The 26,059-nt window shown below is 33.5% G+C and carries 23 protein-coding genes and 4 pseudogenes; 24 read left to right on the top strand and 3 right to left on the bottom strand.

The genetic code is table 11. The annotated features are described in order from the left end of the window. Positions 1-81: 81 nt before the first annotated feature. The 15 genes and pseudogenes from VHA01S_RS10920 (at position 82) to VHA01S_RS10850 (ending at position 15,972) form a co-directional block, all read left to right on the top strand. Complete coding sequence (locus tag VHA01S_RS10920; RefSeq protein WP_023404434.1) at positions 82-1,596, top strand: lipopolysaccharide biosynthesis protein; 1,515 nt, start codon at positions 82-84, stop codon at positions 1,594-1,596. 19 nt (positions 1,597-1,615) lie between these two features. Then, positions 1,616-2,569 carry a beta-1,6-N-acetylglucosaminyltransferase gene (locus tag VHA01S_RS10915; protein WP_023404433.1) on the top strand — a complete coding sequence of 318 codons (954 nt, stop codon included), beginning with the start codon at positions 1,616-1,618 and terminating at the stop codon, positions 2,567-2,569. After that, a complete protein-coding gene (locus tag VHA01S_RS10910) occupies positions 2,559-3,602 on the top strand; it encodes a polysaccharide pyruvyl transferase family protein (RefSeq protein ID WP_023404432.1) in 1,044 nt (347 codons plus the stop codon). The genes VHA01S_RS10915 and VHA01S_RS10910 overlap by 11 nt, the downstream gene beginning before the upstream one ends. 51 nt (positions 3,603-3,653) lie before the next feature. Continuing rightward, complete coding sequence (locus tag VHA01S_RS10905) at positions 3,654-4,583, top strand: ATP-grasp fold amidoligase family protein (protein WP_023404431.1); 930 nt, start codon at positions 3,654-3,656, stop codon at positions 4,581-4,583. 27 nt (positions 4,584-4,610) lie between these two features. Further along, complete coding sequence (locus VHA01S_RS10900) at positions 4,611-5,786, top strand: glycosyltransferase (protein WP_023404430.1); 1,176 nt, start codon at positions 4,611-4,613, stop codon at positions 5,784-5,786. Continuing rightward, a complete protein-coding gene (locus VHA01S_RS10895; RefSeq protein WP_023404429.1) occupies positions 5,787-6,869 on the top strand; it encodes an EpsG family protein in 1,083 nt (360 codons plus the stop codon). Between the two features lie 22 nt (positions 6,870-6,891). Next, entirely contained in the window at positions 6,892-7,776 is an 885-nt protein-coding gene (locus VHA01S_RS10890) for a glycosyltransferase family 2 protein (RefSeq protein ID WP_023404428.1), read from the top strand. 14 nt (positions 7,777-7,790) lie between these two features. Next, positions 7,791-8,915, top strand: coding sequence for a glycosyltransferase (locus VHA01S_RS10885; protein ID WP_023404427.1), 1,125 nt, complete (start codon positions 7,791-7,793; stop codon positions 8,913-8,915). Positions 8,916-9,079: 164 nt separating this feature from the next. Then, positions 9,080-9,421 (top strand): serine O-acetyltransferase, encoded by a 342-nt coding sequence (locus VHA01S_RS18805; RefSeq protein ID WP_369689490.1) that lies wholly within the window; start codon positions 9,080-9,082, stop codon positions 9,419-9,421. A 7-nt stretch (positions 9,422-9,428) separates the two neighbouring features. Next, positions 9,429-10,028 carry a sugar transferase gene (locus VHA01S_RS10875; RefSeq protein ID WP_023404425.1) on the top strand — a complete coding sequence of 200 codons (600 nt, stop codon included), beginning with the start codon at positions 9,429-9,431 and terminating at the stop codon, positions 10,026-10,028. Then, positions 10,021-10,644 carry an acetyltransferase gene (locus VHA01S_RS10870; protein WP_023404424.1) on the top strand — a complete coding sequence of 208 codons (624 nt, stop codon included), beginning with the start codon at positions 10,021-10,023 and terminating at the stop codon, positions 10,642-10,644. The genes VHA01S_RS10875 and VHA01S_RS10870 overlap by 8 nt, the downstream gene beginning before the upstream one ends. Before the next feature lie 209 nt (positions 10,645-10,853). Then, positions 10,854-12,029, top strand: a complete 1,176-nt coding sequence (locus VHA01S_RS10865) for a DegT/DnrJ/EryC1/StrS family aminotransferase (RefSeq protein ID WP_039970711.1) — start codon at positions 10,854-10,856, stop codon at positions 12,027-12,029. Positions 12,030-12,076: 47 nt separating this feature from the next. Then, positions 12,077-14,035, top strand: coding sequence for a polysaccharide biosynthesis protein (locus VHA01S_RS10860; RefSeq protein WP_023404422.1), 1,959 nt, complete (start codon positions 12,077-12,079; stop codon positions 14,033-14,035). Between the two features lie 260 nt (positions 14,036-14,295). Continuing rightward, a pseudogene (locus VHA01S_RS18690) lies at positions 14,296-14,735 on the top strand (ISAs1 family transposase); the annotation flags it as partial. A gap of 208 nt (positions 14,736-14,943) precedes the next feature. Further along, complete coding sequence (locus VHA01S_RS10850) at positions 14,944-15,972, top strand: acyltransferase family protein (RefSeq protein WP_023404420.1); 1,029 nt, start codon at positions 14,944-14,946, stop codon at positions 15,970-15,972. 102 nt (positions 15,973-16,074) lie between these two features. Here the strand turns inward: VHA01S_RS10850 and VHA01S_RS18400 are convergent. The 3 pseudogenes from VHA01S_RS18400 to VHA01S_RS18155 form a co-directional block, all read right to left on the bottom strand. Next, a pseudogene (locus VHA01S_RS18400) lies at positions 16,075-16,200 on the bottom strand (transposase domain-containing protein); the annotation flags it as partial. Between the two features lie 22 nt (positions 16,201-16,222). Next, positions 16,223-17,059 (bottom strand): annotated as a pseudogene (locus VHA01S_RS18160) (ISAs1 family transposase). A gap of 93 nt (positions 17,060-17,152) precedes the next feature. Then, positions 17,153-17,290, bottom strand: a pseudogene (locus tag VHA01S_RS18155) (IS66 family transposase); the annotation flags it as partial. A 487-nt stretch (positions 17,291-17,777) separates the two neighbouring features. Here VHA01S_RS18155 and rfbB point away from each other — a divergent pair. The 9 genes from rfbB to VHA01S_RS10800 all read left to right on the top strand — a co-directional run bounded on the left by rfbB (position 17,778) and on the right by VHA01S_RS10800 (position 26,052). Next, a complete protein-coding gene (gene rfbB, locus VHA01S_RS10840) occupies positions 17,778-18,851 on the top strand; it encodes a dTDP-glucose 4,6-dehydratase (RefSeq protein ID WP_023404417.1) in 1,074 nt (357 codons plus the stop codon). A 76-nt stretch (positions 18,852-18,927) separates the two neighbouring features. Continuing rightward, a complete protein-coding gene (rfbA, locus tag VHA01S_RS10835; RefSeq protein ID WP_023404416.1) occupies positions 18,928-19,824 on the top strand; it encodes a glucose-1-phosphate thymidylyltransferase RfbA in 897 nt (298 codons plus the stop codon). After that, on the top strand, positions 19,821-20,693 hold the full coding sequence (gene rfbD / locus VHA01S_RS10830; protein WP_023404415.1) for a dTDP-4-dehydrorhamnose reductase: 873 nt from the start codon (positions 19,821-19,823) through the stop codon (positions 20,691-20,693). Before rfbA ends, rfbD begins: the two co-directional genes overlap by 4 nt. 12 nt (positions 20,694-20,705) lie before the next feature. Further along, positions 20,706-21,257 carry a dTDP-4-dehydrorhamnose 3,5-epimerase gene (gene rfbC, locus VHA01S_RS10825; RefSeq protein WP_023404414.1) on the top strand — a complete coding sequence of 184 codons (552 nt, stop codon included), beginning with the start codon at positions 20,706-20,708 and terminating at the stop codon, positions 21,255-21,257. Next, a complete protein-coding gene (locus VHA01S_RS10820; RefSeq protein WP_023404413.1) occupies positions 21,258-22,490 on the top strand; it encodes an oligosaccharide flippase family protein in 1,233 nt (410 codons plus the stop codon). A gap of 45 nt (positions 22,491-22,535) precedes the next feature. Continuing rightward, positions 22,536-23,609 (top strand): EpsG family protein, encoded by a 1,074-nt coding sequence (locus tag VHA01S_RS10815; protein ID WP_023404412.1) that lies wholly within the window; start codon positions 22,536-22,538, stop codon positions 23,607-23,609. Continuing rightward, positions 23,596-24,384, top strand: coding sequence for a glycosyltransferase domain-containing protein (locus VHA01S_RS10810; protein WP_023404411.1), 789 nt, complete (start codon positions 23,596-23,598; stop codon positions 24,382-24,384). Before VHA01S_RS10815 ends, VHA01S_RS10810 begins: the two co-directional genes overlap by 14 nt. Beyond that, positions 24,384-25,250, top strand: a complete 867-nt coding sequence (locus tag VHA01S_RS10805) for a glycosyltransferase family 2 protein (protein WP_023404410.1) — start codon at positions 24,384-24,386, stop codon at positions 25,248-25,250. The genes VHA01S_RS10810 and VHA01S_RS10805 overlap by 1 nt, the downstream gene beginning before the upstream one ends. After that, positions 25,243-26,052: a glycosyltransferase gene (locus VHA01S_RS10800; protein WP_039970707.1), complete on the top strand. Its 810-nt coding sequence runs from the start codon at positions 25,243-25,245 to the stop codon at positions 26,050-26,052. The genes VHA01S_RS10805 and VHA01S_RS10800 overlap by 8 nt, the downstream gene beginning before the upstream one ends. Positions 26,053-26,059 lie beyond the last annotated feature (7 nt).

Genomic DNA, 26,059 nt, shown 5'->3' with positions numbered 1-26,059 from the left:
AATTCTGTGTAATTGGCTTCAACTAATGTTAGTCAATCATATTTACATTAGTAATTATCAAAACAACAGTAATGAGTAATAATGCATAAAAGAAATATAATTTTTAAAATACTCTCATATTTAGGTATATCTATCATATCACTACTAATGGTCCCAGCTTTAGTTGACACGTTGGGGCTAGAGTTATATGGTGTCATTGGAGTATTTAATAGTTCTTTATACTATATTTCTTTAATAACAATTTCATTTACATCTACTTTTTCCAGGAACCTCTTGTTTTCTATAGAAAGTGATAAGCAAGGTAAGCCAAATATTGAATATAGCACTAATATGCTTGCTGTTTCGATTTTATTCTTACTCTTCACTCCTATATTTTACTTAAATACCTCAAATATAATTTCTTTTTTGTCTATACCTGACAAATATTATAATGAATCACATTATTTACTGTTAGCAGTATATGCTTCTTTCGTAATATCAGTATATTCTGGTCTCTATTCATCGGTTTATATAATAAAGAATAGGCTCGATATTCAAAGCGTTAATAATTTCGTCGGAAAAGCCATATTATTTATATTGGTGATGTATTGCGTAGTTAATGCAGAAAGTCCAACTAAAATATATTCTTTTTCGATTGTTATAGCAGCGACAGTACTACTATGTTTTAATTATTTTAATTTCAGAAGGAATTTTAAATTTTTAGTTTTTAAAAAAAATGATGTCAAGCTTATTAGTTTAAAAAATAATATTAATCTCAGCGGTTGGATGTTTGTTAATCAAGTAGGGTCAATACTATTACTTCAAATACCCATTTATTTTACGGCGATCTTTGTCGGTTACTATTTTCTTGGAATCTATAATATTCTATTGGTAATAGTTACACAGATACGTTTAATAGGAACACTGATCTCTAGTATATTTGAACCTACTATTTTTAAATTAGTCGCACAAGATAAAAAATCAGAAACGAGATGGGTTACTAATTTAGCAAGTTTGATGTTGGGCGTTATTACCTCTGTAATTGTAGGTGTGTTTATTGGAAGTGCAGAGTATTTCTTTGACATGTGGTTAAAAACATATGATTCGGAACTTATACATATTTCGACGTTTGCTACCGTATATCTACCACTATCTGTTATTAGTACACCATTTTGGTCTTTTTTAATAGCTAAAAAGTCTTTGAGTGTAAATTCTATAGCGACAGTAATATTTGGCCTTATTAATCTTATTGCTTTGTTAGGAATTGAATATACTATTGGATTGAATATTTATTACATAATTATATCTTCATCAGTTATTCTTTTGATAAAAAATCTTGTATACCTCCCTCTATATATGAGGCGATTTGGGTTTAGGACTGATTATTTTTATATTACTGCATTATTATCACTAGTTATAATTATAGTTTCTTTTATGCTAACAAAAACTACGTTTCGTTATATCTCTCCTTCTAGTTTATTTATGGTTACGTCATGTTATTTCATTGTGTGTATTATTATATTTTGTATTATTCTTTCTCTTTGGAGAACTATTTCAAAAGATAACCACTTCAAAAAAGCTTCTATTTATTTTTATAATATGAAATCCACCAATTAACTGATAAAACGAGATGAAAATGAAAATAGCATTTCTATGTTTAGCGCATAATAACTTTGAATATTTGAAAGTATTAAAAGACTATTGCGTAAGTGATGGAGATAGTTTTTTTCTTCATGTGGATAATAAAGTTGACTATGAAGATGAAAATTTCAAATCATCAGATTGCTATTGTATTTCTGACAGCGAAAGACTCCGTACGAGATGGGGAACATTTTCTATTGTAGATGCGACATTGAAGTTGATGGCACTTGCTAATTCAACTGGAACATATGACTATTATTTTTTAATAAGTGGTCATGATTTACCTCTAAAAAGTAAGTTTGAACTTAAGAATAGCCTAAAACATCATAGAGCTTTAATGTCACTTTGGTCTTCATGCGAATATAATCGACCTGACTCGGCTTATTTATATAAAAATAATGATATTACCGAAAAGATCAATTCAAAACGAATTTATAGAGAATTTTTCCACTATACGAACTACGAACATAGGTTACTTAATATAGGTGAATTGCAAAACGAACGAAGTAAAACAAAATTGCGATTTGCCCTATTATTTAAAAAAATACTCAATTCATTCAGAGTAAAGAGTAGTTTTAATTTTGACAAATACTATAAAGGCAGTCAGTGGTGGGTGTTAAATAAAGAAATGCTCAATTATTGTTTGTCATTTAAGGATAAAAAACAATTTTTTTATATGCATGCACCCGATGAAAAATATTTTCATACTATACTAATGAATTCGATATATTCTAGGGAAATAATAATTAGTAATGGTGAACGATACCTAGAGGGATCTCATTATATTCGGTGGAAAAAAGAAGGTATGGAAAAAATATCGAAAAAGAATCTGACTATCGCAACTAATAGTAATGCCTTTTTTACTCGGAAAATTGATTTCGAAGATTTTGATTATTTTGTAAAGCATATAGAGTCGTTAATAAAAGATAAGGCTAGAAATGAATTTTAAAAAATACATACCGTTAGAAGCTAAACGTTATCTGAAAAGCTATATAGATATCCACAACATGACGGGTGATTTAACAGCCAAAAACAAAGTGTTTGTTGTATTAGCTGCTGATTATGGAAATTTAGGCGATGTTGCTATTACATTCGCACAATCTAAGTTCCTTAACGATAATCTGAAAAATTATGAAGTCATTGATGTACCTATAAGCAGAAATTTGACCAATATTAGAAAAGTAAAAAATATAATAAATAAAAATGATATTATTACGATTGTTGGTGGAGGTAATCTAACTGATAATTATCAGAGTATTGAGGATTGTAGGTTAAAATGGGTCAAGGCCTTTCCTAAAAATAAAATAGTTAGTTTTCCCCAGACAATCGATTTTTCAGGTTCTACGTCGGGTAATAAAAGTTTTAATCGTTCAAAAAAAATATACGAAGCGCACAATAATCTGGTCATGTTTGCGCGAGAAAGAATATCATTTGATTTTATGAAGAGTCATCTTGATGTCGAAGTAAAACTCTGTCCTGATATCGTATTGTCTCTTGACAAACGTGATAGTACATTCGCACGAAATGGAGTTTTAACTTGTATTCGTGATGATGACGAAAGTGCATTAACCAAAGAGTATCGTCAGTCTTTATTACGAGAGTTAAAAGTTAAATTCAAAGACGTAACTTTTTCAGACACTCATATAGGTGAAGCGACACTTAATGTAAAAGAAAGGAAGATTGAACTTGAGAAAATATGGAATGAATTTTCAGGCTCAAAATTGGTAGTTACGGACCGATTACATGGCATGATATTCTCGGTTATAACAGGAACGCCATGTATAGTTTTGGAAAATAATAATCACAAAATAAAACAAACATATTTAAATTGGTTATCTGATTTAGGTTACATTAAATTAGTCTGTCCTGAATCAATAAAATATATAATTAGTGAAATTGATCAGTTAATCAATGCAAAAATTTCTACAGTAAAATCATTTAACCATTCTACTTTGAAAAATATCTTTAGAGGTGATGTTTAAAATTATTAGAATCAATATCATTGGAAATTATAATATAAATTAGGATGTAGTATGAAATTGGTGTCAACTTTTAAAAATAATAAGTTTATAAGAGATAGGATTTATCCAAAGATAGAGCTGTTGTATCATAAACTATATATTGCTTTAATGAAGTTTAAAATAAACAAATTCGGTGAGATAAAATTCATAACTGACTATTATAATCAGACGCATTCTCGTAAATTAAACTTAAATAACCCACGTGGGTTTTCGGAGAAAATAGCATGGTTAAAAGCTTTTGAAAGAAACGATTTAATGACAGTTTGCGCCGATAAATATTTAGTCAGAGAGTATGTGAAAGAAATGATCGGTGAAGACTACCTAATTCCAATTATAGGTGTATATGATAATGTGTCTGAAATAGATTTTAATAAACTTGAAACTCCTTATGTTCTTAAAGTAAATCATTCATCTGGAGGTAATTGTTTTAATATTCCAGGGGAAATTTTTAGTCAATCACAAACGACGAAAGTTCTAAATCATCATATGGATATCAATGCTTATTATTATGGATGCGAATGGGCTTATAAGAATATAACTCGAAAGATAATAGCGGAAAAAGTATTATTTGATGATCAGAATCGACTTCCTAATGATTATAAATTTTTTTGTTTTAATGGGGAACCAAAATTTGTTCAGGTAGATATATCTCGTTTCAGTGATCATCGACGTGATTTCTATGATCTTGATTGGAATTTGTTGCCATTTACCCTCGCTTATAGAAATTCGGAAAATGGAGTTTCTTTACCAAGTAAATTAGATGAAATGACTTCGGTGGCTAAGACGCTTGCAGGCAACTTTAAGTTTTCTAGGATTGACCTGTATTTGGTGAAAAATAAGGTTTATTTTGGCGAGATAACTTTTTATCCTGAAGGTGGTTCATCAAGCTTTGTCCCTGAAATATATGAGAAGGACATAGGTTCAAAACTATCACTAGTTTAAGTTAATTGTAATTATTGAGATAATGTTATGCATGAAAACACAAAGAAAGTTCTTTTTTGCGTTGGGAGTTTGAATGTTGGTGGTATTGAAACTTGGTTACTTAACTTGTTAAGACTAAAAAATAAAGAATTGGAAATTGATTTTTTTGTAAAGGAGAGAAACGGTTTTTATGAAGAGGAGATTTTAAATTTAGGTTCAAAAATATACGGTTCTGGAGGTCAAAATTCGTTTGGAAAAGTAGCCCAATTACTCTCTTTTACTTCAGTAGGACACAATAGGGCATTATCTGCGCTATTATCAACAGTTAAATACGATGTAGTTCATGCTCATGGTTCAGAATTTATGGGTGATATAATGAAAATTGCATTTAGGGCTGGTGTAAAAATTAGGGTTGCTCATTGCCATACTACTGGGATTAACAAATTCAACGGTAGCTTATTGAGCCAAGTTAGGGGTATTCGTTTCAGAACTATTGATAGAAAAAGATTACTTCAGTACTCTACAAATTTACTATCATGTAGTGTTGAGGCTGGTGCTTTTTTATTAGGCGAAAAATGGTTCACATCAGGGAAATCTAAAGTTCTTTATTGCGGAGTACCCGCAAGCTCCGTGCTTAATGATAACTTTCAACAAATTAATAAAGAATCTTTTGGCATTCCTAAAAATTCATTTGTTATTGGTCATGTTGGAAGTATGGGATTGAATAGGGTAAAGAATCATAGCTTTATATTGAAGGTAATGTGCCAAGTCCTGAAGCGAGATAAGAATGTTTATTTATTTTTAGCTGGTGACGGTCCCTTGCGTGAGTCAATTGAAGAAGAAGTTGAAAATTTAGGAATTGGCTCTAATGTGATTGTTGCTGGAAACTGTGATAATGTTCGAGAAATAATGAAATATGTATTTGACGTAAATTTTCTTCCTTCGTTATACGAAGGATTACCATTGGTTATTGTTGAAGCTATATCATCTGGTTTGCATACAGTATGTTCAAACACAATAACTGCAGATTTAAGCTATCATTTTTCTGAAAGGATTACAGCGATTAGTCTAGATGACGATCTTTGTTATTGGGTTGATAATATTTTTAAAGCTTTTCATTATAAAATTAATCATACAGATGCAGAAGAATTAGTGGCTAATAGTATTTTTTCAATCGATAATTCTTATTATTCTTTACTTAATGTATATAAGAGTAACCTGTGAATGTTTCCTTATTATTTTACTTTTGTATTTTGTGTTTTTTGTTTTTATCTTGGTCATTTAAAAGTCAATAGTAACGAATATATTGTTGGGAACAAATATTTTATTTTACTATCTATAGCATCGGTAATACTCTTATCTACTTTAAGATCTATTTACGTTGGTACGGACACAGGTATTTATTATAGAATTTTTCAAAGGTCTGATAATTGGCAAGTTTTCTTTGATAATATTAGCCTATTTTCTGAGCCAGGATTTCGGTTCGTTGAGTTTGTGATTAAAATAAACTTTAACAATCATGTTTTTATGCTTCTATTTGTCGCATCATTTGTTTTGATTTGTACATTTTTCGTGATTGATAAAATATCAATTTTTCCAGTACTTTCTTTAATCTGTTTTTTGTTGTTAGGGTTCTATACATTTCATTTCAATGCTGCCCGACAAGCGGTCGCGGTATCGTTATTTTTACTATCAATTCCATTTGTTTTAAATAAGCAACCGATAAAATTTCTCGCTATTATTTTATTAGGTTTTCTATTTCACAAATCAATTTTATTATGTGTTCCTATGTACTATATTTTTGGTAGAAAACTATCGATTTCAAACTTGGTTATAATATCATTGTTTTTTTTGATCGCAGCATTTTCACTAGACTCGATTGTAAGTAATATATCTGAATTTGATGGTAGATATTCCAGTTATTCTAATTCTAATTATGAATCTAATGGAAGTGTATCTGTAGCATTTAATTTTTTGGTTTTGATTTGGTTGTTTATAGCAAAGCGTATAAACAGTATTCAAGATAAGTTATTTGATATGTCTATTGTCGCTATGTTCATAGCTTGCTCAATAGGCTTAATGTCTGTTATTCTAAGTTTGAATCCATCCGGTATCTTAAGAGCCAGTGTTTATTTCACACAATTTATGATTTTTGCTTTACCAATTTCAATTATGTCTTTTAAAGAGGGGGTTCTCTTAAATGTTGTTATTTTCTTAGCTATATCCTTTATGATGATTTATTTTTATTTGACAACGAAAGCTTTCTCAAACCTTTATCCATACACAACAAATTTAAATTTTTTTTAATACAGATTTTTAGTGAGTAATTATGCAATCTAAAACAGATGAAATAGGAGTTACAATTGCAATTCCTTTTTTCAATGCCGAACGTTTTTTACTTGATGCGATCAAAAGCGTTATGTTTCAAACGCATAGTAAATGGGAACTATTTTTGATTGATGATGGGTCAACTGATTCCTCATTGGATATAGCAAAATCAATTAACGATTCTAGGGTTACTGTTTTATCTGATGGAAAGAATAAAAAACTTGCTTCTAGATTAAATGAAGTAACGGACTTAGCCCGATACAATTATATAGCAAGAATGGATGCGGATGATTTAATGAGTCCTTTCCGTTTGGAAAAACAATTGAAATTAATGATAGACAATCCTCATATTGATCTAACATCAACTGGTATGTATTCAATAAAATCCAACAATACGATATTTGGCTACAGAGGTATGGATTTCAACACTATCACGAAAGATGATTTAATTTTGAAGAAGAAAGGTATACTTCATGCTTCTGTTTTGGCTAAAAAAGACTGGTATTTACGTAATAAATATAATGAGTCAATTAGTCTTGGTCAGGATGTAGAACTGTGGATAAGAGCGTCATCTAAATATGATCTAAGTGTTATCTCTATTTCTGAACCTCTTTATTTTTATAGAGAGGAATACAATGTCACGAAAAATAAACTATTAAAAGCTTATATGCTTGAGAGAGAAGTGCTGTCGTGTTACATAGATAGCGAGTTATATAAAAAATTATATTTAGCAAAATCACTTTTAAAATCACTTACAGTAAATATACTCTCATTGTGTGGATTACTTCATATCTTGCTCAAGTCTAGGAATAATTTTAATATTTCTAGGCCACAATATCATGATTTCTCTATAATAATAGAAAAATTGAACAAGTTTAGCGTTTGATAAGTGTGTTATTTATGAAAAAAGTATTATTTACAGCGTCTGTTCCAAAGCACATAATGGCTTTTCACCTACCTTATCTTGAATGGTTCAAGAAACAAGGCTACGAAGTACATGTTGCATGTAATGAATATATGGATATACCATTTTCAGATAAAGTCTGGGTAGTGCCCTTCTCTCGTAGTCCTTTAAACGTTCGTGATAATTTTAATTCTTTTCTAAAACTTAAAAAAATATTGGATAATGAGTGTTTTGACCTTATTAGCACCCATACACCAGTAGCCAGTATTATTACACGTTTATCTGGGTTATTTTCTAATTCTAAATCATTACACAAAATGATGTATACTGCTCATGGCTTTCATTTTTTTAAAGGTGGACCACTGCTCAACTGGTTATTATATTTTCCATTAGAAGTTCTAATGTCATATTGTTCAGATTATATAGTATGTATCAACGAGGAAGATTATAGTTTAATCAGAAAGAGGGGAAGCAATAGTTGCAAATATTTTAAAATTCCTGGTATTGGTGTGAAGAATGAAGTTTTTTTTAAAGTTTCTGACTCTGAGAAATCTAACATTAGGAGTAAACTTGGCTTTCTAGACTCAGACTTTATAATGATTTATGCCGCAGAGTTTATAGAAAGAAAAAACCACAAATTTATTATAGATACCGTATATAGAAACTTAGATAGTTTTTCAGGCGTGAAAATTATATTAGCAGGTTCAGGGGTTTTATATCAAAGTGTAAAAGAAGAGATAGAGGCTAAGCAACTTTGTGATGTTATACACACATTAGGATTTCGAACGGATATTGATAAACTGTATAAAATGGCAGATATAGGTTTCTCAGTCAGTAAACAGGAAGGACTTGGTATAAATTTAATTGAAGCTATGCTTTGCGGAAACCCCATAGTCGCTTCTGAGGATAGAGGGCACAAAGAGATTTTATCTAATTATAATTGTGGCTTTTTATATGAGGGAAATAATGAGAAGGATTTTCTGAAGTCGTTTATTTCCCTAAGAGATAATCCTGATTTGCGAGCTAGATTATCTAAATCTGCACTACGAAGAGGTGAGTTCTTTTTATTGAATAATTCTCTTCGTGAAATGTCAATTATATATAAAGACGCAATTTCATAGTAAGGATGACGCTAGTGAAACTTTCAGTGGATAATAAATTTGGTAAAATATTATTATCTTTTATTTCTGGATATAATCACCATAAATATTGGAATAGAAGAGATAAGGTAATAAATATAAATAACAATACTCCTCTTTTATTGAAATTGTACTAGCTATTTTACATTAAAAGAGTTGATTTTAAATTTAACTGTTCTTTCGGTACTAATTTAAATTGTGGTGCAAAGTTTCAGTCTCCCCCAATACTTCCGCACGGACCATATGGAATAATAATCGGGCACGACTCGGTAATTGGTAAAATGTGTACGATTTATCATCAAGTTACGGTTGTCCATGGAGGTGTTGTTATTGGAGATAATGTTATTTTAGGTGCAGGTTCAAAAATTTTGAAAAACTGCAAAATTGGTAATGACGCTAAAGTTGGAGCTAATTGTGTCGTGGTTTCTGATATTCCAGACAAGGCGACAACTGTTTTATCTAAACCCCGAATTATACGAAAAGAATGAGGTTAGCTTGTTAAAAAGAACATTTGATATTATTGTTGCGTTAGTTGCATTGGTAGTATTGACACCTATCATTTTCATTGTCGCATACAAAGTAGCCAAAACGTTGGGGTCTCCGATTTTATTCCGCCAACAGCGCCCTGGTTTAAATGGAAAGCTATTTAAAATGGTTAAGTTTCGAACCATGAAGGATGCTGTTGATAAAAGTGGTAATCCACTACCAGATTCAGAACGTATGACGCCATTTGGTGACAAATTACGTAGTTCTAGCCTTGATGAACTTCCTGAACTCTTGAATGTGTTAAAGGGGGAGATGAGCTTGGTTGGCCCTCGTCCTTTATTGATGGAGTATTTACCACTTTATAGTAAAGAACAGTCTAAACGACATGATGCTCGCCCAGGCGTTACTGGTTGGGCACAAATTAATGGTCGCAATGCTATTTCGTGGAGTGAAAAATTCAAACTTGACGTTTGGTATGTTGAGAACCGAACTTTTTGGCTAGATATTAAAATACTAATACTTACAGTAAAAAAAGTATTTATTAAAGAAGGTATTTCATCAGAAGATCATGTCACTATTGAACCTTTTCGAGGAAATGATAGTGACTAGATGTGCAATTTTGGGAGCTAGTGGGCAAGGTAAGGTTATTGCTGAACTAGCTGAGCTAAATGGTTATAAAGACATTGTGTTCTTTGATGACCGATGGCCGATGATTGAATCAGTCGAGCATTGGTCTGTTATTGGAGATACCAACTCTCTAAAAAATACGTGTAGTGATTTTGATGCTGTAGTTGTGGCTATTGGGGACAACAATATTCGTATAGATAAAATCAACGAGTTTGAATCTCTTGGAGCTAAGCTTGCTTCCTTAGTTCACCCAAAAGCTGTGGTTAGCCAATATGCTCTCTTAGGTAAGGGGACCATGATCATGGCTGGTGCCGTATTGGGAGTATTTTCCAAGATAGGGAAAGGCTGCATAATAAACACTAGTGCGAGTGTTGACCATGACTGCGAGCTTGGTGATGGTGTCCATATTAGCCCTGGAGTTAATTTGGCCGGAGGAGTACAAGTTGGCTCAAACAGTTGGGTTGGGATTGGTGCTCAGATTAAACAAGTTATTAAAATCGGAAACAACGTTATAATCGGTGCTGGTGCTACTGTTGTCAAAGATATAGTAGATAATGAAACAGTCATTGGTTGCCCCGCACGTCCATTAATAAAATAACTTATACTCTGATCTTTGTTCGAGTAATCCAATATTATTTACAGACTGATATTATCTCTTGAACAAGAATCTAATATTTATATATTTGGAAATTTAAGATATCTTTGTTGCGTATGCTTTAATTATTTTCACCTAAAGAAAATTGTCCCTATGTGAATTTATTTTATATTTCCAATAACAATAATTACGTCAGAGCGGAAATTAATAATATGCTTAATACGAAGTTTTCTCCTTGGCCTTCTTTTACCGAAGAAGAGGCAAATGCTGTTAGCCGTGTTGTACTATCCAATAAGGTTAACTATTGGACGGGTACTGAAGGTCGTGAATTCGAAAAAGAGTTTGCTGCTTGGGTTGGATGTAAATACGCGGTAGCACTTGGAAATGGGACCCTTGCATTAGATATAGCTTTAAAAGCACTCGATATCGGCTCGGGTGATGATGTGATAACAACATCCAGAACCTTTTTGGCAACAGCTTCTTCTATTGTTACTTCTGGTGCTAATCCTATCTTTGCGGATGTTGACTTAAATAGTCAAAATATTACGGCAGAATCTATTGAAGCAGTGTTAACCCCAAACACTAAAGCGGTCATTGTCGTACATCTAGCTGGCATGCCAGCAGAAATGGATGCGATTATGGCATTAGCTGACAAACACAACTTTAAAGTAATAGAAGATTGTGCTCAGGCACATGGTGCTAAATATAAAGGCCGAAGTGTTGGCAGCATTGGACATATCGGAGCTTGGTCTTTCTGCCAGGACAAAATTATGACCACCGGTGGCGAGGGTGGCATGGTCACAACTAATGACAAAGAGTTATGGTCTAAAATGTGGTCTTACAAGGATCACGGTAAAAGCTTTGATGCCATTTATAACCGAGAGCACCCACCTGGATTTAGATGGTTGCATGAAAGTTTCGGTACTAATTGGCGTATGACGGAGATGCAAGCGGTTATTGGTCGAATCCAACTTACCCGAATGAATGAATGGACATCAAAAAGGCAAGCCAATGGTGCAGCAATTGATAATGCTGTTTCAAACTTGTCTGTTGTTCGCCGTGTTATGGTTCCGGATTATATTGAGCATGCAGAATATAAGCATTATTTGTTTGTTGAACCTGAACATTTAGCACCGGGGTGGACTCGCGATCGTATTGTTGACGAGATAAATGCACAAGGTGTACCAGCCTTTCAAGGGAGTTGTTCAGAGGTTTATTTAGAAAAAGCGTTTGATGACACGCCATGGCGACCAAGTAAACGACTCACTAATGCAGTCGAGTTAGGGCAAACTAGCCTAATGTTTTTAGTTCATCCAACATTAACTTCTGATGAAATCTCGAAAACTTGTCACGTTATTAGACAGGTTTTGGAAAGCGCCCAGCGTTAATAATGATATAGTTTTTCACCTCTCGATTTATCCTTTGGACTTCTAATATGAAACTTAAACTTACGAGTTTATTTCAGCTGCCTCGTCGTTATAAAAAACTGATCAGTGCTTTATTTGATGCGTTTTGTATCATATTTGCTCTTCTTTTATCTTATTGGATAAGAATGGGGGAAACCCCTTCAATGATTGAACAGTTGCACTTGAGCTCGGCAAGTATGCTGGTGGGCTTAACATTAGTATTTACGTTATTAATTTATAGTAAGTTAGGCTTATATAAAGCGATGTTGCGCTATATGACATTGCATGTAATGTCTAAGATCTTCATTGGAGCTATTGGTTCTGCTATTTTGCTTACGGCATTTGCGCATTTATTTAACAATTTTATGCCTCGTTCTATTCCTATTATTTACGCCAGTTTACTAGTAATTCTGTCTGGTGGGATTAGGTTGTTTTTACGTTCTGTCGTTATTGAACATATCTCGAATGTACAGCGTGGACGAGTTCTTGTTTATGGTGCAGGCAGTGCTGGTCGACAATTAACGGCCGCGATGAGAAGTAGTGAAACTTATCGTATGTGTGGTTTTATTGATGATAATGAAATTATACAAGGTTCGATGATCTCTAATTACCCTGTATATGGTCCCGATCGTCTTGCTTCAATTATCAAGCAAGATCGTATCGATACTATACTTCTTGCGTTACCAAGAGAATCGAGATTAAGACGTAAGCAAATTATTGAATCATTATTGGAGCTTAAAGTAGAAGTACTGTCTATGCCTTCTCTAGAGTCCATATTAGAGAATCAAGACGATGGCTTTAAGGTTCAAGATGTACCAGTAGAAGATTTATTAGGTAGGGATGCGGTGCCGCCTAAGAAAGAACTGTTACAACAGGATATTACCGATAAAGTCGTCATGGTTACTGGTGCTGGCGGATCAATTGGGTCAGAGATTTGTCGTCAGGCTTTATTGCAATCGCCTAAGATACTTGTTCTGTTTGAAGTAACAGAACTGGCATTATATAGCATCGAAAAAGAACTTAGCGCTATGAAGGTTCAGCGCGGATTAGAGACACGTATTATCCCTTTACTTGGTTCTGTACAAAGGATTAACCGCCTATCTAAAATCATGTCTGCATTTAAAGTTGAAACCATTTATCATGCAGCGGCTTATAAGCACGTACCTATGGTTGAGTACAACGTGGTTGAAGGGGTGCGTAACAATGTATTCGGTACTTTCTATACTGCAAAAGCGGCAGTAGAAGCTGGAGTTAACACCTTTGTATTGATATCGACCGATAAGGCAGTGCGCCCAACCAATATCATGGGCACCTCTAAAAGGTTAGCTGAATTAGGCGTACAAGCATTGGCGAATAAGTATCATAACGTCCCCGGTACTCCGCGTTTTTCCATGGTTCGATTTGGTAATGTATTGGGTTCTTCCGGCTCTGTCATTCCTCTGTTTAAGAAGCAAATAGCTAATGGTGGCCCTGTTACCATTACCCATCCAGAGATCACAAGATATTTCATGACTATCCCTGAAGCATCGCAACTGGTGATACAAGCCGGCGCAATGGCCAAAGGCGGTGATGTCTTTGTTTTGGACATGGGTGAGTCAGTAAAAATTACCGATCTAGCGAAAAATTTAATTCGTTTATCAGGTCTTACACCAAAATCTGAAGAAGAACCTTTTGGTGATATCGAAATTAAATTCACAGGCTTAAGACCAGGAGAGAAGCTCTACGAAGAGCTTTTAGTTGGAGCTGATGAGTTAAAAACCAGCCACCAACAAGTCATGCGTGCTCAAGAAGAGTTTTTGGTATTTGATGAGTTTATGGCACTTTTAGATAAACTTGATAGCGCTTGCCATGATTATGATTACGAGGCGATTCACCATATTTTACTAAATGCCCCTGCAGCATTTAACCCAACCGATGGGATTGGCGATTTGGTTTGGCAAGAAGTGCGCTCAAACGTTAGCTTGCAAGAAAGCGGGGTCAGGTCTTGAAATTTGCAGGTGGTGAGTACGAGTGATTAAGTTTCATTGCATATAATTACATACAGATAAACTTGAAGTTTGTTAAAACCCTCAAAGAGACGACTCTTTGAGGGTTTTTTCGTTTTGAACATTTTGTTACCGCATGCTTTTCTATGTAAAACTGCAACAGGGGTTGTAGGTAGAGTTTGTGTTCTTACAAATTGTGAGCCATCACGCAGAAATTGAGGCTAATGTGCACTGTCGTAAGGCAAGCCGCAAAAGTGAGGGGGGACAGTTTACATGGTCGAAAAGAAACGCGCCGTGCTTTGGTCAATACCGATTTGTCCGTTTTAGGTGATTTAGAGTATGAGTGACCAAAGCTAAAATCAATGGATATTATAGTGGGTTTATGTCAAGAATCGGCCGTAGGAACATAGAATGATATGTCAGTTTGTTACTACATCAGTTTTAAAGAGTTAAGTGTATAAGAGCTGTATAATGCAACGCGAGTTCATGGGGGAGGGAAGTGATGCATTGGAAGCTTGATGTGATTTTTAATGAAGAAGCTTGTCGTATGATAGTTGATGACCGAGGTGAAGCTTTTTCAAGGATCAGACAAGGAGGTCTGAACCTTTTGAAGGTTGAAATGGGTTTCAAACGCGTTATTAAACGGAAACGTATGATGTGTGCAATGGATGAGAACTACTTAAGTGAAGTTCTCCAAGCTTAGCTATAATGCGGATGTCCATGCGATTTCCGTACCTAACTTGCTGTAAAAAGATATTTGTGGAATGAAATACAGATTACCCAGTACAGCAATACGAAATATAATTGCTTTATTATGGCTTTCTACGCATGCTTCTAGATGTTTTGGGGTAGGAAAGTTTCGTGGTCCTGTTATATTAATACTTATTCAAGGTTAAATTTAGGTTAAGAGTATGAGAGAGCATAGACTAACAGAGCTTGATGCTCTTCGAGGCATTGCTGCGTTAGCCGTAGTAATTTTCCATTATTTCGCTAGATATAATGAAATCTATGGGCATGAAAACCTATTTGTAGAATGGTCAAGGATAGGAAGTTATGGGGTGCATCTATTTTTTATAATTAGTGGCTTTGTTATCTTTTGGACTTTATCGAGAACTGCACGACCGTTAGATTTTTTAGTATCTAGATTTTCAAGGTTATATCCTGCTTATTGGGTTTCACTTATTTTTACTTTTTCAGTGGTCTATATATTTAGTCTTCCAGGAAGAGAAGTATCGATGAGTAGTGCTTTAGTTAATATTCTTATGTTTCAGGAATATTTAAATGTTGCGCATGTAGACGGAGTTTACTGGACACTAACTGTAGAGCTTACCTTTTACTTCTGGATTTTTCTTCTTTATACGTCATCGCTTATAAATAAAGTTGAAGAAATATTTTCATTTTTAGTTATTGTTTCTATGGTTCATTCTCTCGGGATTATTTTTGTTCCTTCCATTTTATATAAAGTCTTTATCTTGAAATATATACCATTCTTTATAGCTGGGATTTGTTTTTATAAATTGGTTAGTGATTCTGGTAATTTAAAAACACTGATAGCATTAGCACTATCTCTGTTCTCAATAATTCCCATATATTCGTTTGAAAAATTTTTTTACATTTCATTTTTTTATTTGCTCTTTTATGGTGCAGTTTCAGGGCGATTGAAATTTCTTAAGGCAAAACCGTTAGTCTTCTTCGGAGGAATTTCATATTCTCTTTATTTGATACATCAGAACATAGGATACGTTATAATTAACAAATCGTATGATTTACAACTTAACCCTGTTGTGGGAATTATAGTCGCTACTACTATATCTATTTTATTGGCAATTTTTGTAACGAATGTTATTGAGAAGCCCGCTTTGAGGTTACTCCGCAATGCGTACAATAAAAGCGACCACATGCAAAGGCTAGCAGTGAAGTTCTCCCGTTCGAGAGCTTAATTTTAGTGTCAATTTTTAATATGACAGATAACCTAAAGATCTATTGAAAATTAACTTTAAACTAAAGTTATGTAAACGCCCGATGAACCCATGGCGATATTGCTAGTGCTTGAAGCTCCAAGGTAGGAGCGCATGGATATCTAGCTCTGCTTTCGGTAGCTCTTTCATGCACTTGACCATATAGTCGTAGAGGATAAGCTCATTAGCTTTAGCCGTTTCGACGATATTGGCAGGGCGACCGTATGAGTGCCTAGTTTTTGATCACCTGAGTACAGCTTGCACCTAAAACTGGCTCTAGCATGGCTGGTCTTTTCGGAGTATGTTCAAGCTTCATATGTCGTAGGCAAGACAAATTCTCTGCACCGTGATCTTTGTATATCTGGCACGCATCTTCATCCATTGTGACATCAAGTACCCAATGCATCAGCTTATTATACCCTTGTGCTCTCTAACTGCCGTGGCTGCTTGCTCTGCGCTTAGCAATTTAGAGTTGATGTAGTAACGATACTCTAGATCTAGTGATTTTCCTTTTTCAAAGCACAAGTTTTCAACCATTAAAATGCTCTTCAAGCCTTTCCAGTGAGAGAAGTTTTCTTCAAGTTTTGTACTATCAAAAACATAACTCTGACAAGATTCTACACGTCCGTGCTCTTGCTCAAGAGTGAGGTAATCGGCTACGTTTGCTCGCTGAGGGGAGAACGTTTTTTCTATTGCTTGTCGGAGTTTTTCTTGGTGTTTTTTACTGCAAGTAAGTAATTTCTACCTTGCTCTACAATGGATTTTGCAATCTTGGTTTGATAGGCCATAGCGTCAATGGTTACAAGGGATCCCTTGATATCGAGCATCTTTATCCGTTCAGGTATCACCGTTATTTCATCACTCTTTTGCTCTGTTTTTAGCTGTCCTAATACAAGCTTATTTGATGATGCCCGAGAATATATTCACGAATATCAAACCAGTCTCTTGTACCTGCAATTACTGCACATAGCGAGCCAAAAAGGATTTCAGACAGGCAATAAGCGACCTTTGCACTTTGGCGTTGGTCGGTAATCGTTTGAAAATGTTCTTTGGAGTGATTAATGTCCACGATGCTCTCCCTAAAAAGAGCATAAGATCACAGCCAAAAGTGATCGTCAAATCGAACGTGATTTTGATTAAAAAACATTCGAGATCTCACTCGGATGATACTGTAAAGTATCGCACTCGCATCAGCACCATGTGGTGTGCTCGAGAACAACCAGTTCTTCCTGCCAATGATCTGCGGTTTAATTGCGCGCTCAACACGGTTATTGTCTATCGATAAGTGACTATTATGGACCTTAGTCTCGGGATGAAAACCCCAAATGAGGTGCATAAAAAAGCTAACTGCTAACGCTGTTGGCTTGGTTGAAAACTGCCCGCGTATGTTAGGACGATACAAAACAAAGTAAAGCGAAAATGTAGACTTTTATGATCTAGCTGTTTTATAAAGTTCAATTGATTTAGTAAACAACCCCGTTTAGTATATAAGTCTATGACTTCATCGACTGTGAGTATTGTCATAAATACGACGTAAATGTGCTTGATGAAACACAGACTATTTTTGAAACTTCATCTATGTGTAAAATGACCGAATAGTGGAATTTCGAATAATCCTCAGGGCGGTAGCGTGAGTGTCCCCTTTTGTAGAGTGCTATAACAACACTCTACAAAAGAAACATGAAGTTTATTGTCGCACTATTTCTACGTAAATAAGAAGGGTTTAGTTACCACATTATGCGATTTTTCGTATAGTCAATGAATAATAATTGTATTAGAGAGAAATTATGAAGATTTTAGTCACTGGTGGTGCAGGGTTTATTGGATCGGCGGTTGTACGTCATATCATAGGGAATACCAGAGATAGTGTAATTAATTTAGATTGCTTAACTTATGCTGGCAATCTTGAGTCTTTAGGTCCGATTGAATCTGATTCCCGTTATGCTTTTGAACAAGTCAATATTTGTGATAGAGCTCAGTTAGATCGAGTTTTTTTAGAGCAGAAGCCTGATGCAGTAATGCACCTTGCTGCCGAGTCTCATGTTGATCGTTCTATTACTGGGCCAAAAGCGTTTATTGAAACAAATATAGTGGGCACATATAACCTACTCGAATCTGCGCGTAGTTACTGGAACCAACTGGACGAACAATCAAAAAAAGCTTTTCGTTTCCATCATATTTCTACTGATGAAGTTTATGGTGACTTACCTCATCCAGATGAGGTTGTCGAGGGAAGTGAGTTACCTATGTTCTTAGAAACTACATCTTATTCTCCTTCAAGTCCTTATTCAGCTTCAAAAGCTTCTAGTGACCATCTTGTCCGAGCGTGGCGACGTACTTATGGATTGCCCACAATCGTAACTAACTGTTCTAATAATTATGGGCCTTACCATTTTCCTGAAAAGCTGATTCCATTGGTTATTTTAAACGCATTGGAAGGTAAACAATTACCGATATATGGAAAAGGTGATCAGATCAGAGATTGGCTGTACGTAGAAGATCATGCACGTGCGCTGTACAAAGTCGTGACGGAAGGCAAAATAGGTGAAACCTACAATATTGGCGGACATAATGAAAAACAAAATTATGAAGTGGTAGAGACAATTTGTACAATTTTGGATAAGTTAGTACCGAAAGATGAGCCATACAAGAATCAAATTGTTTATGTACAAGATCGTCCAGGTCATGATCGTAGATATGCAATCGATTCTTCTAAAATGCAACAAGAATTAGGTTGGGCCCCTGAAGAAACATTTGAAACGGGGCTAGAAAAAACTGTGCGATGGTATTTGAACAATCAAGAGTGGTGCCGAAATGTGCAAGATGGTAGCTATCAACGTGAACGTTTAGGAATTAATTGATCTAATTTCATCCTTCTATCTTTTTGAGGTTTTAATTCTCCGAAATTAAAACCTATTAATCTAGGGAATTTAAAAATTGAAAGGTATTGTGTTAGCCGGTGGGTCAGGGACGCGTCTATATCCTTTAACTCGTGGAACATCTAAACAGATGTTACCTATTTATGACAAACCAATGATTTATTATCCGATTTCTACACTGATGTTAGCGGGTATCAGGGATATATTAATAATAACTACTCCAGAAGACCAATTTGGTTTCAAACGCTTATTGGGTGATGGCTCTGATTATGGTATTAACTTAACGTACAAGGTACAGCCTAACCCAGATGGTTTAGCTCAAGCTTTCATCATTGGTGAAGAGTTTATTGCTGATGATTCAGTTTGTTTGGTACTTGGAGATAATATTTATTATGGTCAATCTTTCAGTACACAGTTGAGACGTGCAAGTGAACTTACATCACAAGGCTTAGCTACTGTTTTTGGTTATCAAGTTAAAGATCCAGAGCGTTTCGGGGTGGTGGAATTCGATCAAAACATGAAAGCGGTATCAATTGAAGAAAAACCAGAGCACCCCAAATCAGATTATGCAGTTACTGGGCTTTATTTCTATGATAACCGTGTGGTCGATTGGGCCAAGCAAGTAAAACCTTCTGAGCGTGGAGAGCTTGAAATTACAACTTTAAATCAAATGTATTTAGCTGATGATTCATTAAATGTTGAACTATTGGGAAGAGGGTTTGCATGGTTAGATACTGGTACGCACGAAAGTTTACATGAAGCTTCGTCATTTGTTCAAACTATTGAGAATATTCAAGGATTAAAAGTAGCATGCCTTGAAGAAATTGCGTGGCGGAATAAATGGTTGAGTGATGATGTATTACTCGATATAGCTAAACCAATGATGAAAAACGATTATGGTCAATATTTGGCTCGTTTAGTCAAAGAAAAAACACCAAAGGTAAATAAAGTATGAAGGTATTGATTACTGGTTGTAAAGGGCAAGTTGGCTATTGTTTAGAGAGCTTATTATCTAAACGTAATGATCTAGAAGTATTTGCCTATGATCGAGACCAACTTGATATTACAGACAGTAAACAGGTGCAGCAGGTTCTAGCAGAATTAAAGCCAAATGTGATTGTTAATGCAGCAGCTCATACTGCAGTAGATAAAGCTGAAAGCGAGATTGACGCAAGTTATGCTATAAATAGAGATGGCCCTTATAATTTAGCGAAGGGTGCGCAATTATTAAACGCATTATTGCTTCATATTTCTACAGATTACGTTTTTGATGGTAATAAATGCGAACCCTATACTGAAAATGACTTACCAAATCCAAAAGGAATATATGGGAAAAGTAAGCTAGCTGGGGAACAGGCTGTGATTAGTAACTGTTCGCGTTACGTTGTGTTACGCACGGCTTGGGTGTTTGGGGAGCACGGTAATAATTTTGTGAAAACGATGCTTCATTTAGGAAAAGAACGATCAGAACTAGGTATTATAGGGGATCAATTTGGAGGTCCAACGTATGCGGGCGATATAGCTCATGTATTAGTCACAATCATGGATGAGTTTAAAGGAGTAGAACAGTCTGGAATCTATCACTTTTCAGGTGAACCGTATGTGAGTTGGTATCAGTTTGCAAAGAAAATCTTTGATTCAGCAGTGCAAACTGGAGTAATAGAATCGGCTCCAAAAATTAACGAGATTACGACTGAACAATATCCAGTAGCAGCTCCGAGGCCGATTAATTCAAGATTAAACTGCTCTAAAATTAAGAAAGAGTTTGGTGTCGAAAAAAGTGATTGGCTCGTTAGTTTGTTAAACATAAAGGCATATGGTTAGGCAAAAATAAATATGAAAATAATCAATACGAATATTCCCGAAGTAAAAATTATCGAACCACAGGTATTTGGTGATGACCGTGGTTTCTTTATGGAAACATGGAATCAAAAGCGATTTGAAGAAATAGTTATGGGTAATCAACTTACTCCTTTTGTACAAGATAATCACTCGAAATCTAAGAAAGGTATTTTGCGTGGTTTGCATTATCAAACTGAAAACACCCAAGGAAAACTTGTTAGAGTCGTATCTGGTGAAGTCTATGATGTAGCTGTTGATATTCGTAAAGATTCGCCTACTTTTGGTCAATGGGTAGGTGAATACCTTTCAGCCGAAAATAAACGCCAACTTTGGGTCCCAAAAGGTTTCGCTCATGGTTTTTATGTAACGAGTGAAGAGGCTGAATTCGTTTATAAATGCACTGATTATTATAACCCGTCAGCAGAACATTCGATAATTTGGAACGATGAGAAATTAAACATTGATTGGCCAATTATTAACGAGATGATATTTTTATCAGAAAAAGATGGACAAGCATTATCGTTAGAAGAAAATATTTTGCTTTAAATGAAGAACATAATAAAAAATAACGCACAAGCTCTGAAAAATGTTTCTTATCTTTCAGTTATGCAAGCTTTATTACTAGCCGCACCTTTTGTAACATATCCTTATTTTATTAACATATTAGGTTTTAAGTTATATGGGGAGGTGATATTTTATCAAACTATAGTTGGCTATATTAGTTTGATTGTTAACTTTGGTTTTAACATTAGTGGTGTTAAGTCGATTATAAATGCTCATTCTGTAATAGAAAGAAATCAAATAATTAGTGGAATTTATCTATTTAAATTATTTATATTTTTATTATGCGTTCTTATAGGTGTAGTTTTAATAGGTGTCATTGATAGTATACATCCTATATTGTTGATGACATCACTAACATTAGTATTTAATGAATTATTATTTCCTCAGTGGTATTTTCAAGCCATTGAGAAATTAAAATTTGTAGCAATATTATCCACGATAGTAAAAATTTTATCATTAGTGTTGATGTTTATAATTATTAATGAAGAAAGTGATTATATTTATGTACCACTTCTTAATGGAGTAGGTTTCTTTATTATTGGTTTAGTATCGTTATGTTTGATGTATAAAGATGGAATTAGATTTAAATTACCATCAATTAAACTTATATGGACTCTGATAAAGGATAGTAGTGTCTTCTTTTTTTCATCAGCGATTATATCAATAAAAAACAAAACAGATATATTAATTATAGGAGCTTTTATTAACAAAGAACTTGTCGTAGCGTATGATATGGCATTAAAATTAATAAATGTATCTCAACTTCCAATAAGTATAATTAATAACGCATTCTTTGCAAAAATGTCAAAGGAAAGAAGTAAAAGAAGCTTATTAGGTCTGGTATATTCATCATTTGTAGTTTCACTTATAATCAGTTTGTCAGTTTATTTACTATCTCCATTTGTAATTAAATACATGACTAATGGAGATAATTTTACAGAAATAATAATGTTATTACATTTTATGTTAATTGGCCTTCCGTTATTTTCTATAGGTGTGACTTTATCCCAAAGTGGAATCATTGCTTTTGGATTTAGTAAGCAGTATTTGTTAGGTATGATCTCAACAACAATATTTTATCTAATAGGATTGGGTATTATTTTTATATCAGGTTATAGTGATCAAGTTCAATCATATGCAATTCTAAGTGTATTGGTTTATTTGTATGAAGCATCTTATAGATACTTATTGTGCAAGTTCCTTAGAATTTTATAGAAGATTAATAAGCGCAAGTATGAGAACATAATAAAAGGTTAAAATATGACTTCTCTTTTAATATATATATTTATATTTGTTTTACTAGTATATATATCGAATGTTAACTGGCTGACTAAATCACAAAATTTATACGTAACAACATTTTTATTGGTATTGTTTTTTGGCTTTAGACTCGATTTTGGCAATGATTACCACAACTATGTCAATATTTACAACTTGATAAATGAATCAAATACTAAAGTTACAACGGAACTAGGCGATTACATTGTTAACAAAATTGCTTATTATATTATGGGAAAAGATGGAAGTTTGTTGATTTTTTCATGGTATACATTTATTACATTTTTCGTTCTTGGAAAAGCTCATCAGAAGTTTCAAGCATATGAATTTTATATATTGTCGATATTCCTATTAGGTTTTGTTTTTTTTGCTAACAACGCAATGAGGCAAGCTGCATCGATATCAATGCTCGTTTATAGTTTACAATATTTATCGAATAATAAAATTCGGTTTGTATTATTAAATATTGTATCTGCAATTCTATTTCATTTTAGTGCATTATTATCATTATGTTTGATTTTTTCACCAAAGCGCTCATTTTCAAGGTGGACTTATTTATTTTGGTTTTGCGTGAGCTTTATTATATATAAAGCAAATGTTATTAAATTAATGATGAGCTCAGTCGTTCATTATATTCCTCATTATGGTGAGATTTACGCGAGCCGAATAGATAATTTTGCGGTAAAAGAAACCGGGCTGGGCCTGGTAGTTCTTCTTTGGTTTATTTTAGTGTTATTTATTATCGTTAATAAGGAAAAAATCAAACCTGATATCGCAAATGTGAGTATTTTTGGTAGTCTTGCCCTTCTAAGTGGGATTAATTTTGAAATGTGGGAAAGGGTATTTATCCCCTATTTTTATGTAAATACCATCGTGTTGGCTATAATTTTAACTAAAACATTACGGAGAAAATATAACTTACTAGTTAATTATATATTAGTGGTGGTTTTATCAACTTCTATGCTATATCAATTGTCTACCGGTAATAACAAAAATAAAATTATTCCATATAATAATGCTTTAATAAAAGAGGTTGGAATTCATGTCTCAGAATAAGTATCTGGTATATACATGTATATTTGGAAATTATGATAATCTGCAAGAGATAAGTCAAAAATCAGATAGTATCGATTATATATGCATCACAGATGATTTGAATTTAACATCTAATACGTGGAATATTAAATATGTTGAGTTATCGAGAAAACCTAATGAAGCTAATCGTGAATATAAAATGTTGCCACATAAGTTTTTTCCTATGTACGAATCATCTATTTATGTCGATGGTAATATTTCAATACAACAAGATTTGATTGATTTTTTTAAAGATAAAGACACTATATTGTCTATATCCCCTCATTCATTACGAAATTGTATATATAAAGAAGCAAAAGCTTGTATAAAAGAAAATAAACTTTCAGAAGAAGTAGTATTAAATTTAATAGAATATCTTAAATCCGAAGATTATCCGAAAAATAATGGCTTATTTGAAAATAATATTCTTTTTCGAAGAAATACATATAAATTAAATTTAGTTATGGAAGATTGGTTTGACTTATTCTGTAATGGTATTCAAAGAGATCAACTAACTCTTTGTTATTTATTATATAAGCAAGATCTCTGTGTAAAGAGAATGGATCACGGTCCAAGGTATAGTCATAAGTTTTTTAAGCTTCATCTTCATAAAAGTGAATGTAACTTGAATGTTATAAAAAGAGTTTATCTCATTTCAAGGATGAGAATTAAAGTTGGACTATTGTACAAAGTTATATTCGAAATTTTTGAGATTTTTATTAAATTCAAAAATATTATATTTAATGTGAGATCATAATGAAAGTTATTCCAATTGTTATTGCGTATTTTCCAGACGTCATTCAACTAAATAAAAACATAAACCAATTACTCGTTAGTGATTATGTATCATCGGTTATAGTAGTTGATAACTCTGATAATAATTCTTATGAAAAACAAACTACGGATTCTAATATAATAATTACCTCATTGCTTGATAATAAGGGTATCGCCGAAGCTCAAAATATTGGGATATCTAAAGCTATTAACTTAGGCTGTGATTACGTATTATTATTAGATCAAGATTCTTTTATTTCTAGTTCTATACTTCATGAGTTAGTTTCAATTCATAAAGAAATAACTGGAAATGGGTTAAAGCTCGCAGCTGTTGGACCACGGATTTATGATGTATTTACCAATAAAGAAGTTTCTCCTATTATACAAAAAGATAAAAAATCAAATAGAAATTATGACATTGCAAAGCAAATTATAGCATCAGGTAAGCTTATTCAAGTTGGTGTTTTTGAAGATATTGGCTTTATGGAGAGTGAACTTTTTATCGATGGTGTTGATCATGAGTGGTGTTGGAGGGCAGCACGCTTAGGATATTCCGTGGCAATAGCTAATAATGCAATAATGCCACATACTTTGGGAGACCGACGTATAAATATTTTGGGATATAACTTTAAAATAGGTGCATCAATTAGACTGTATTACCAAGTTAGAAATTTCATTCACTTATCGAAGCGAAATTATACACCATTTTACTGGAAGATAAGAAATTTAGTTGGATTTTTGGTAAAAGCTATTCTTTATACTTTCTTATCAGATAGAAACGTTAGAATTCGTATGTTATATAAAGGTCTTATTGACGGTATTAAAGGTAAGTTTGGAAGATATGAGTAAAACTATAGCAGTCATTATGAGTGTTTATAAAAGTGATAATTTATATTACTTCGAAACAGCACTTAATAGTATGTTGAATCAATCGTATAAATGCGATATTTATATTTTTATCGATGGAGAAATCGATAAAGGTATTCTTGATATAATATATTCTTATTCTAAATTAGATAATGTTTTTTACGTTAAATCTAATGTGAATATTGGGTTAGCAAAAGCTTTAAATAATCTTATAGATCTAATTATCGAGCATGATTATGATTATGTAGCAAGGATGGATAGTGACGACATCTCGCATTCTGATAGGATCGAAAAACAAGTTGGTTTTTTGAATGAGAATTCAGACATATCTGTAGTAGGTACTGCTTGTCATGAATTTGGTGCCTCATTTGCCCTAGATAAAAAAGTTTTGCCCACAAATCATGATGATTTAAGACGATTCTCAGTTTATCGGTGTCCATTTGTTCATCCTACAGTAATGTTTAGAAGTTCCATTTTTAATTGTGGTGTCCGTTATCCGGAAGATTCACCATTAACCGAAGATATGGCATTATGGTTTAAACTACTGGATTTAGGTCATCGTTTTTCAAACATAAATGAATGTTTACTTGATTACAGATTGAATGAAGATACATTGATACGAAGAGGTGGCTTTAAAAAAGGTATAATTGAATTTAAATTACGGATGAAATATATGTTGAAATTGAAATTGATATCAATTAAAAATATATTATTAATATCATCTAGGTTAGTGTTTCATATATTACCTGAGAGAGTTCTTAAGAAAATGTATATGTCTCGCTAATATATAA

Origin of the sequence: Vibrio halioticoli NBRC 102217 (assembly GCF_000496695.1) — a bacterium.
Taxonomy (GTDB): domain Bacteria; phylum Pseudomonadota; class Gammaproteobacteria; order Enterobacterales; family Vibrionaceae; genus Vibrio; species Vibrio halioticoli.
This window is presented reverse-complemented; position numbering and strand designations above follow the sequence as displayed.

Excerpts from the sequence above, each read along its gene's own strand:
- VHA01S_RS10860 (WP_023404422.1), top strand. The coding sequence starts at position 12,077 with ATGAAACTTAAACTTACGAGTTTATTTCAGCTGCCTCGTCGTTATAAA.
- VHA01S_RS10800 (WP_039970707.1), top strand. The coding sequence starts at position 25,243 with ATGAGTAAAACTATAGCAGTCATTATGAGTGTTTATAAAAGTGATAAT.
- rfbB (WP_023404417.1), top strand. The coding sequence starts at position 17,778 with ATGAAGATTTTAGTCACTGGTGGTGCAGGGTTTATTGGATCGGCGGTT.
- VHA01S_RS10885 (WP_023404427.1), top strand. The coding sequence starts at position 7,791 with ATGAAAAAAGTATTATTTACAGCGTCTGTTCCAAAGCACATAATGGCT.
- VHA01S_RS10890 (WP_023404428.1), top strand. The coding sequence starts at position 6,892 with ATGCAATCTAAAACAGATGAAATAGGAGTTACAATTGCAATTCCTTTT.
- VHA01S_RS10900 (WP_023404430.1), top strand. The coding sequence starts at position 4,611 with ATGCATGAAAACACAAAGAAAGTTCTTTTTTGCGTTGGGAGTTTGAAT.
- VHA01S_RS10850 (WP_023404420.1), top strand. The coding sequence starts at position 14,944 with ATGAGAGAGCATAGACTAACAGAGCTTGATGCTCTTCGAGGCATTGCT.
- VHA01S_RS10865 (WP_039970711.1), top strand. The coding sequence starts at position 10,854 with ATGCTTAATACGAAGTTTTCTCCTTGGCCTTCTTTTACCGAAGAAGAG.
- VHA01S_RS10810 (WP_023404411.1), top strand. The coding sequence starts at position 23,596 with ATGTCTCAGAATAAGTATCTGGTATATACATGTATATTTGGAAATTAT.
- VHA01S_RS10915 (WP_023404433.1), top strand. The coding sequence starts at position 1,616 with ATGAAAATAGCATTTCTATGTTTAGCGCATAATAACTTTGAATATTTG.
- VHA01S_RS10805 (WP_023404410.1), top strand. The coding sequence starts at position 24,384 with ATGAAAGTTATTCCAATTGTTATTGCGTATTTTCCAGACGTCATTCAA.
- VHA01S_RS10910 (WP_023404432.1), top strand. The coding sequence starts at position 2,559 with ATGAATTTTAAAAAATACATACCGTTAGAAGCTAAACGTTATCTGAAA.
- rfbD (WP_023404415.1), top strand. The coding sequence starts at position 19,821 with ATGAAGGTATTGATTACTGGTTGTAAAGGGCAAGTTGGCTATTGTTTA.
- rfbC (WP_023404414.1), top strand. The coding sequence starts at position 20,706 with ATGAAAATAATCAATACGAATATTCCCGAAGTAAAAATTATCGAACCA.
- VHA01S_RS10905 (WP_023404431.1), top strand. The coding sequence starts at position 3,654 with ATGAAATTGGTGTCAACTTTTAAAAATAATAAGTTTATAAGAGATAGG.
- VHA01S_RS10815 (WP_023404412.1), top strand. The coding sequence starts at position 22,536 with ATGACTTCTCTTTTAATATATATATTTATATTTGTTTTACTAGTATAT.
- VHA01S_RS10820 (WP_023404413.1), top strand. The coding sequence starts at position 21,258 with ATGAAGAACATAATAAAAAATAACGCACAAGCTCTGAAAAATGTTTCT.
- VHA01S_RS10920 (WP_023404434.1), top strand. The coding sequence starts at position 82 with ATGCATAAAAGAAATATAATTTTTAAAATACTCTCATATTTAGGTATA.
- VHA01S_RS10895 (WP_023404429.1), top strand. The coding sequence starts at position 5,787 with ATGTTTCCTTATTATTTTACTTTTGTATTTTGTGTTTTTTGTTTTTAT.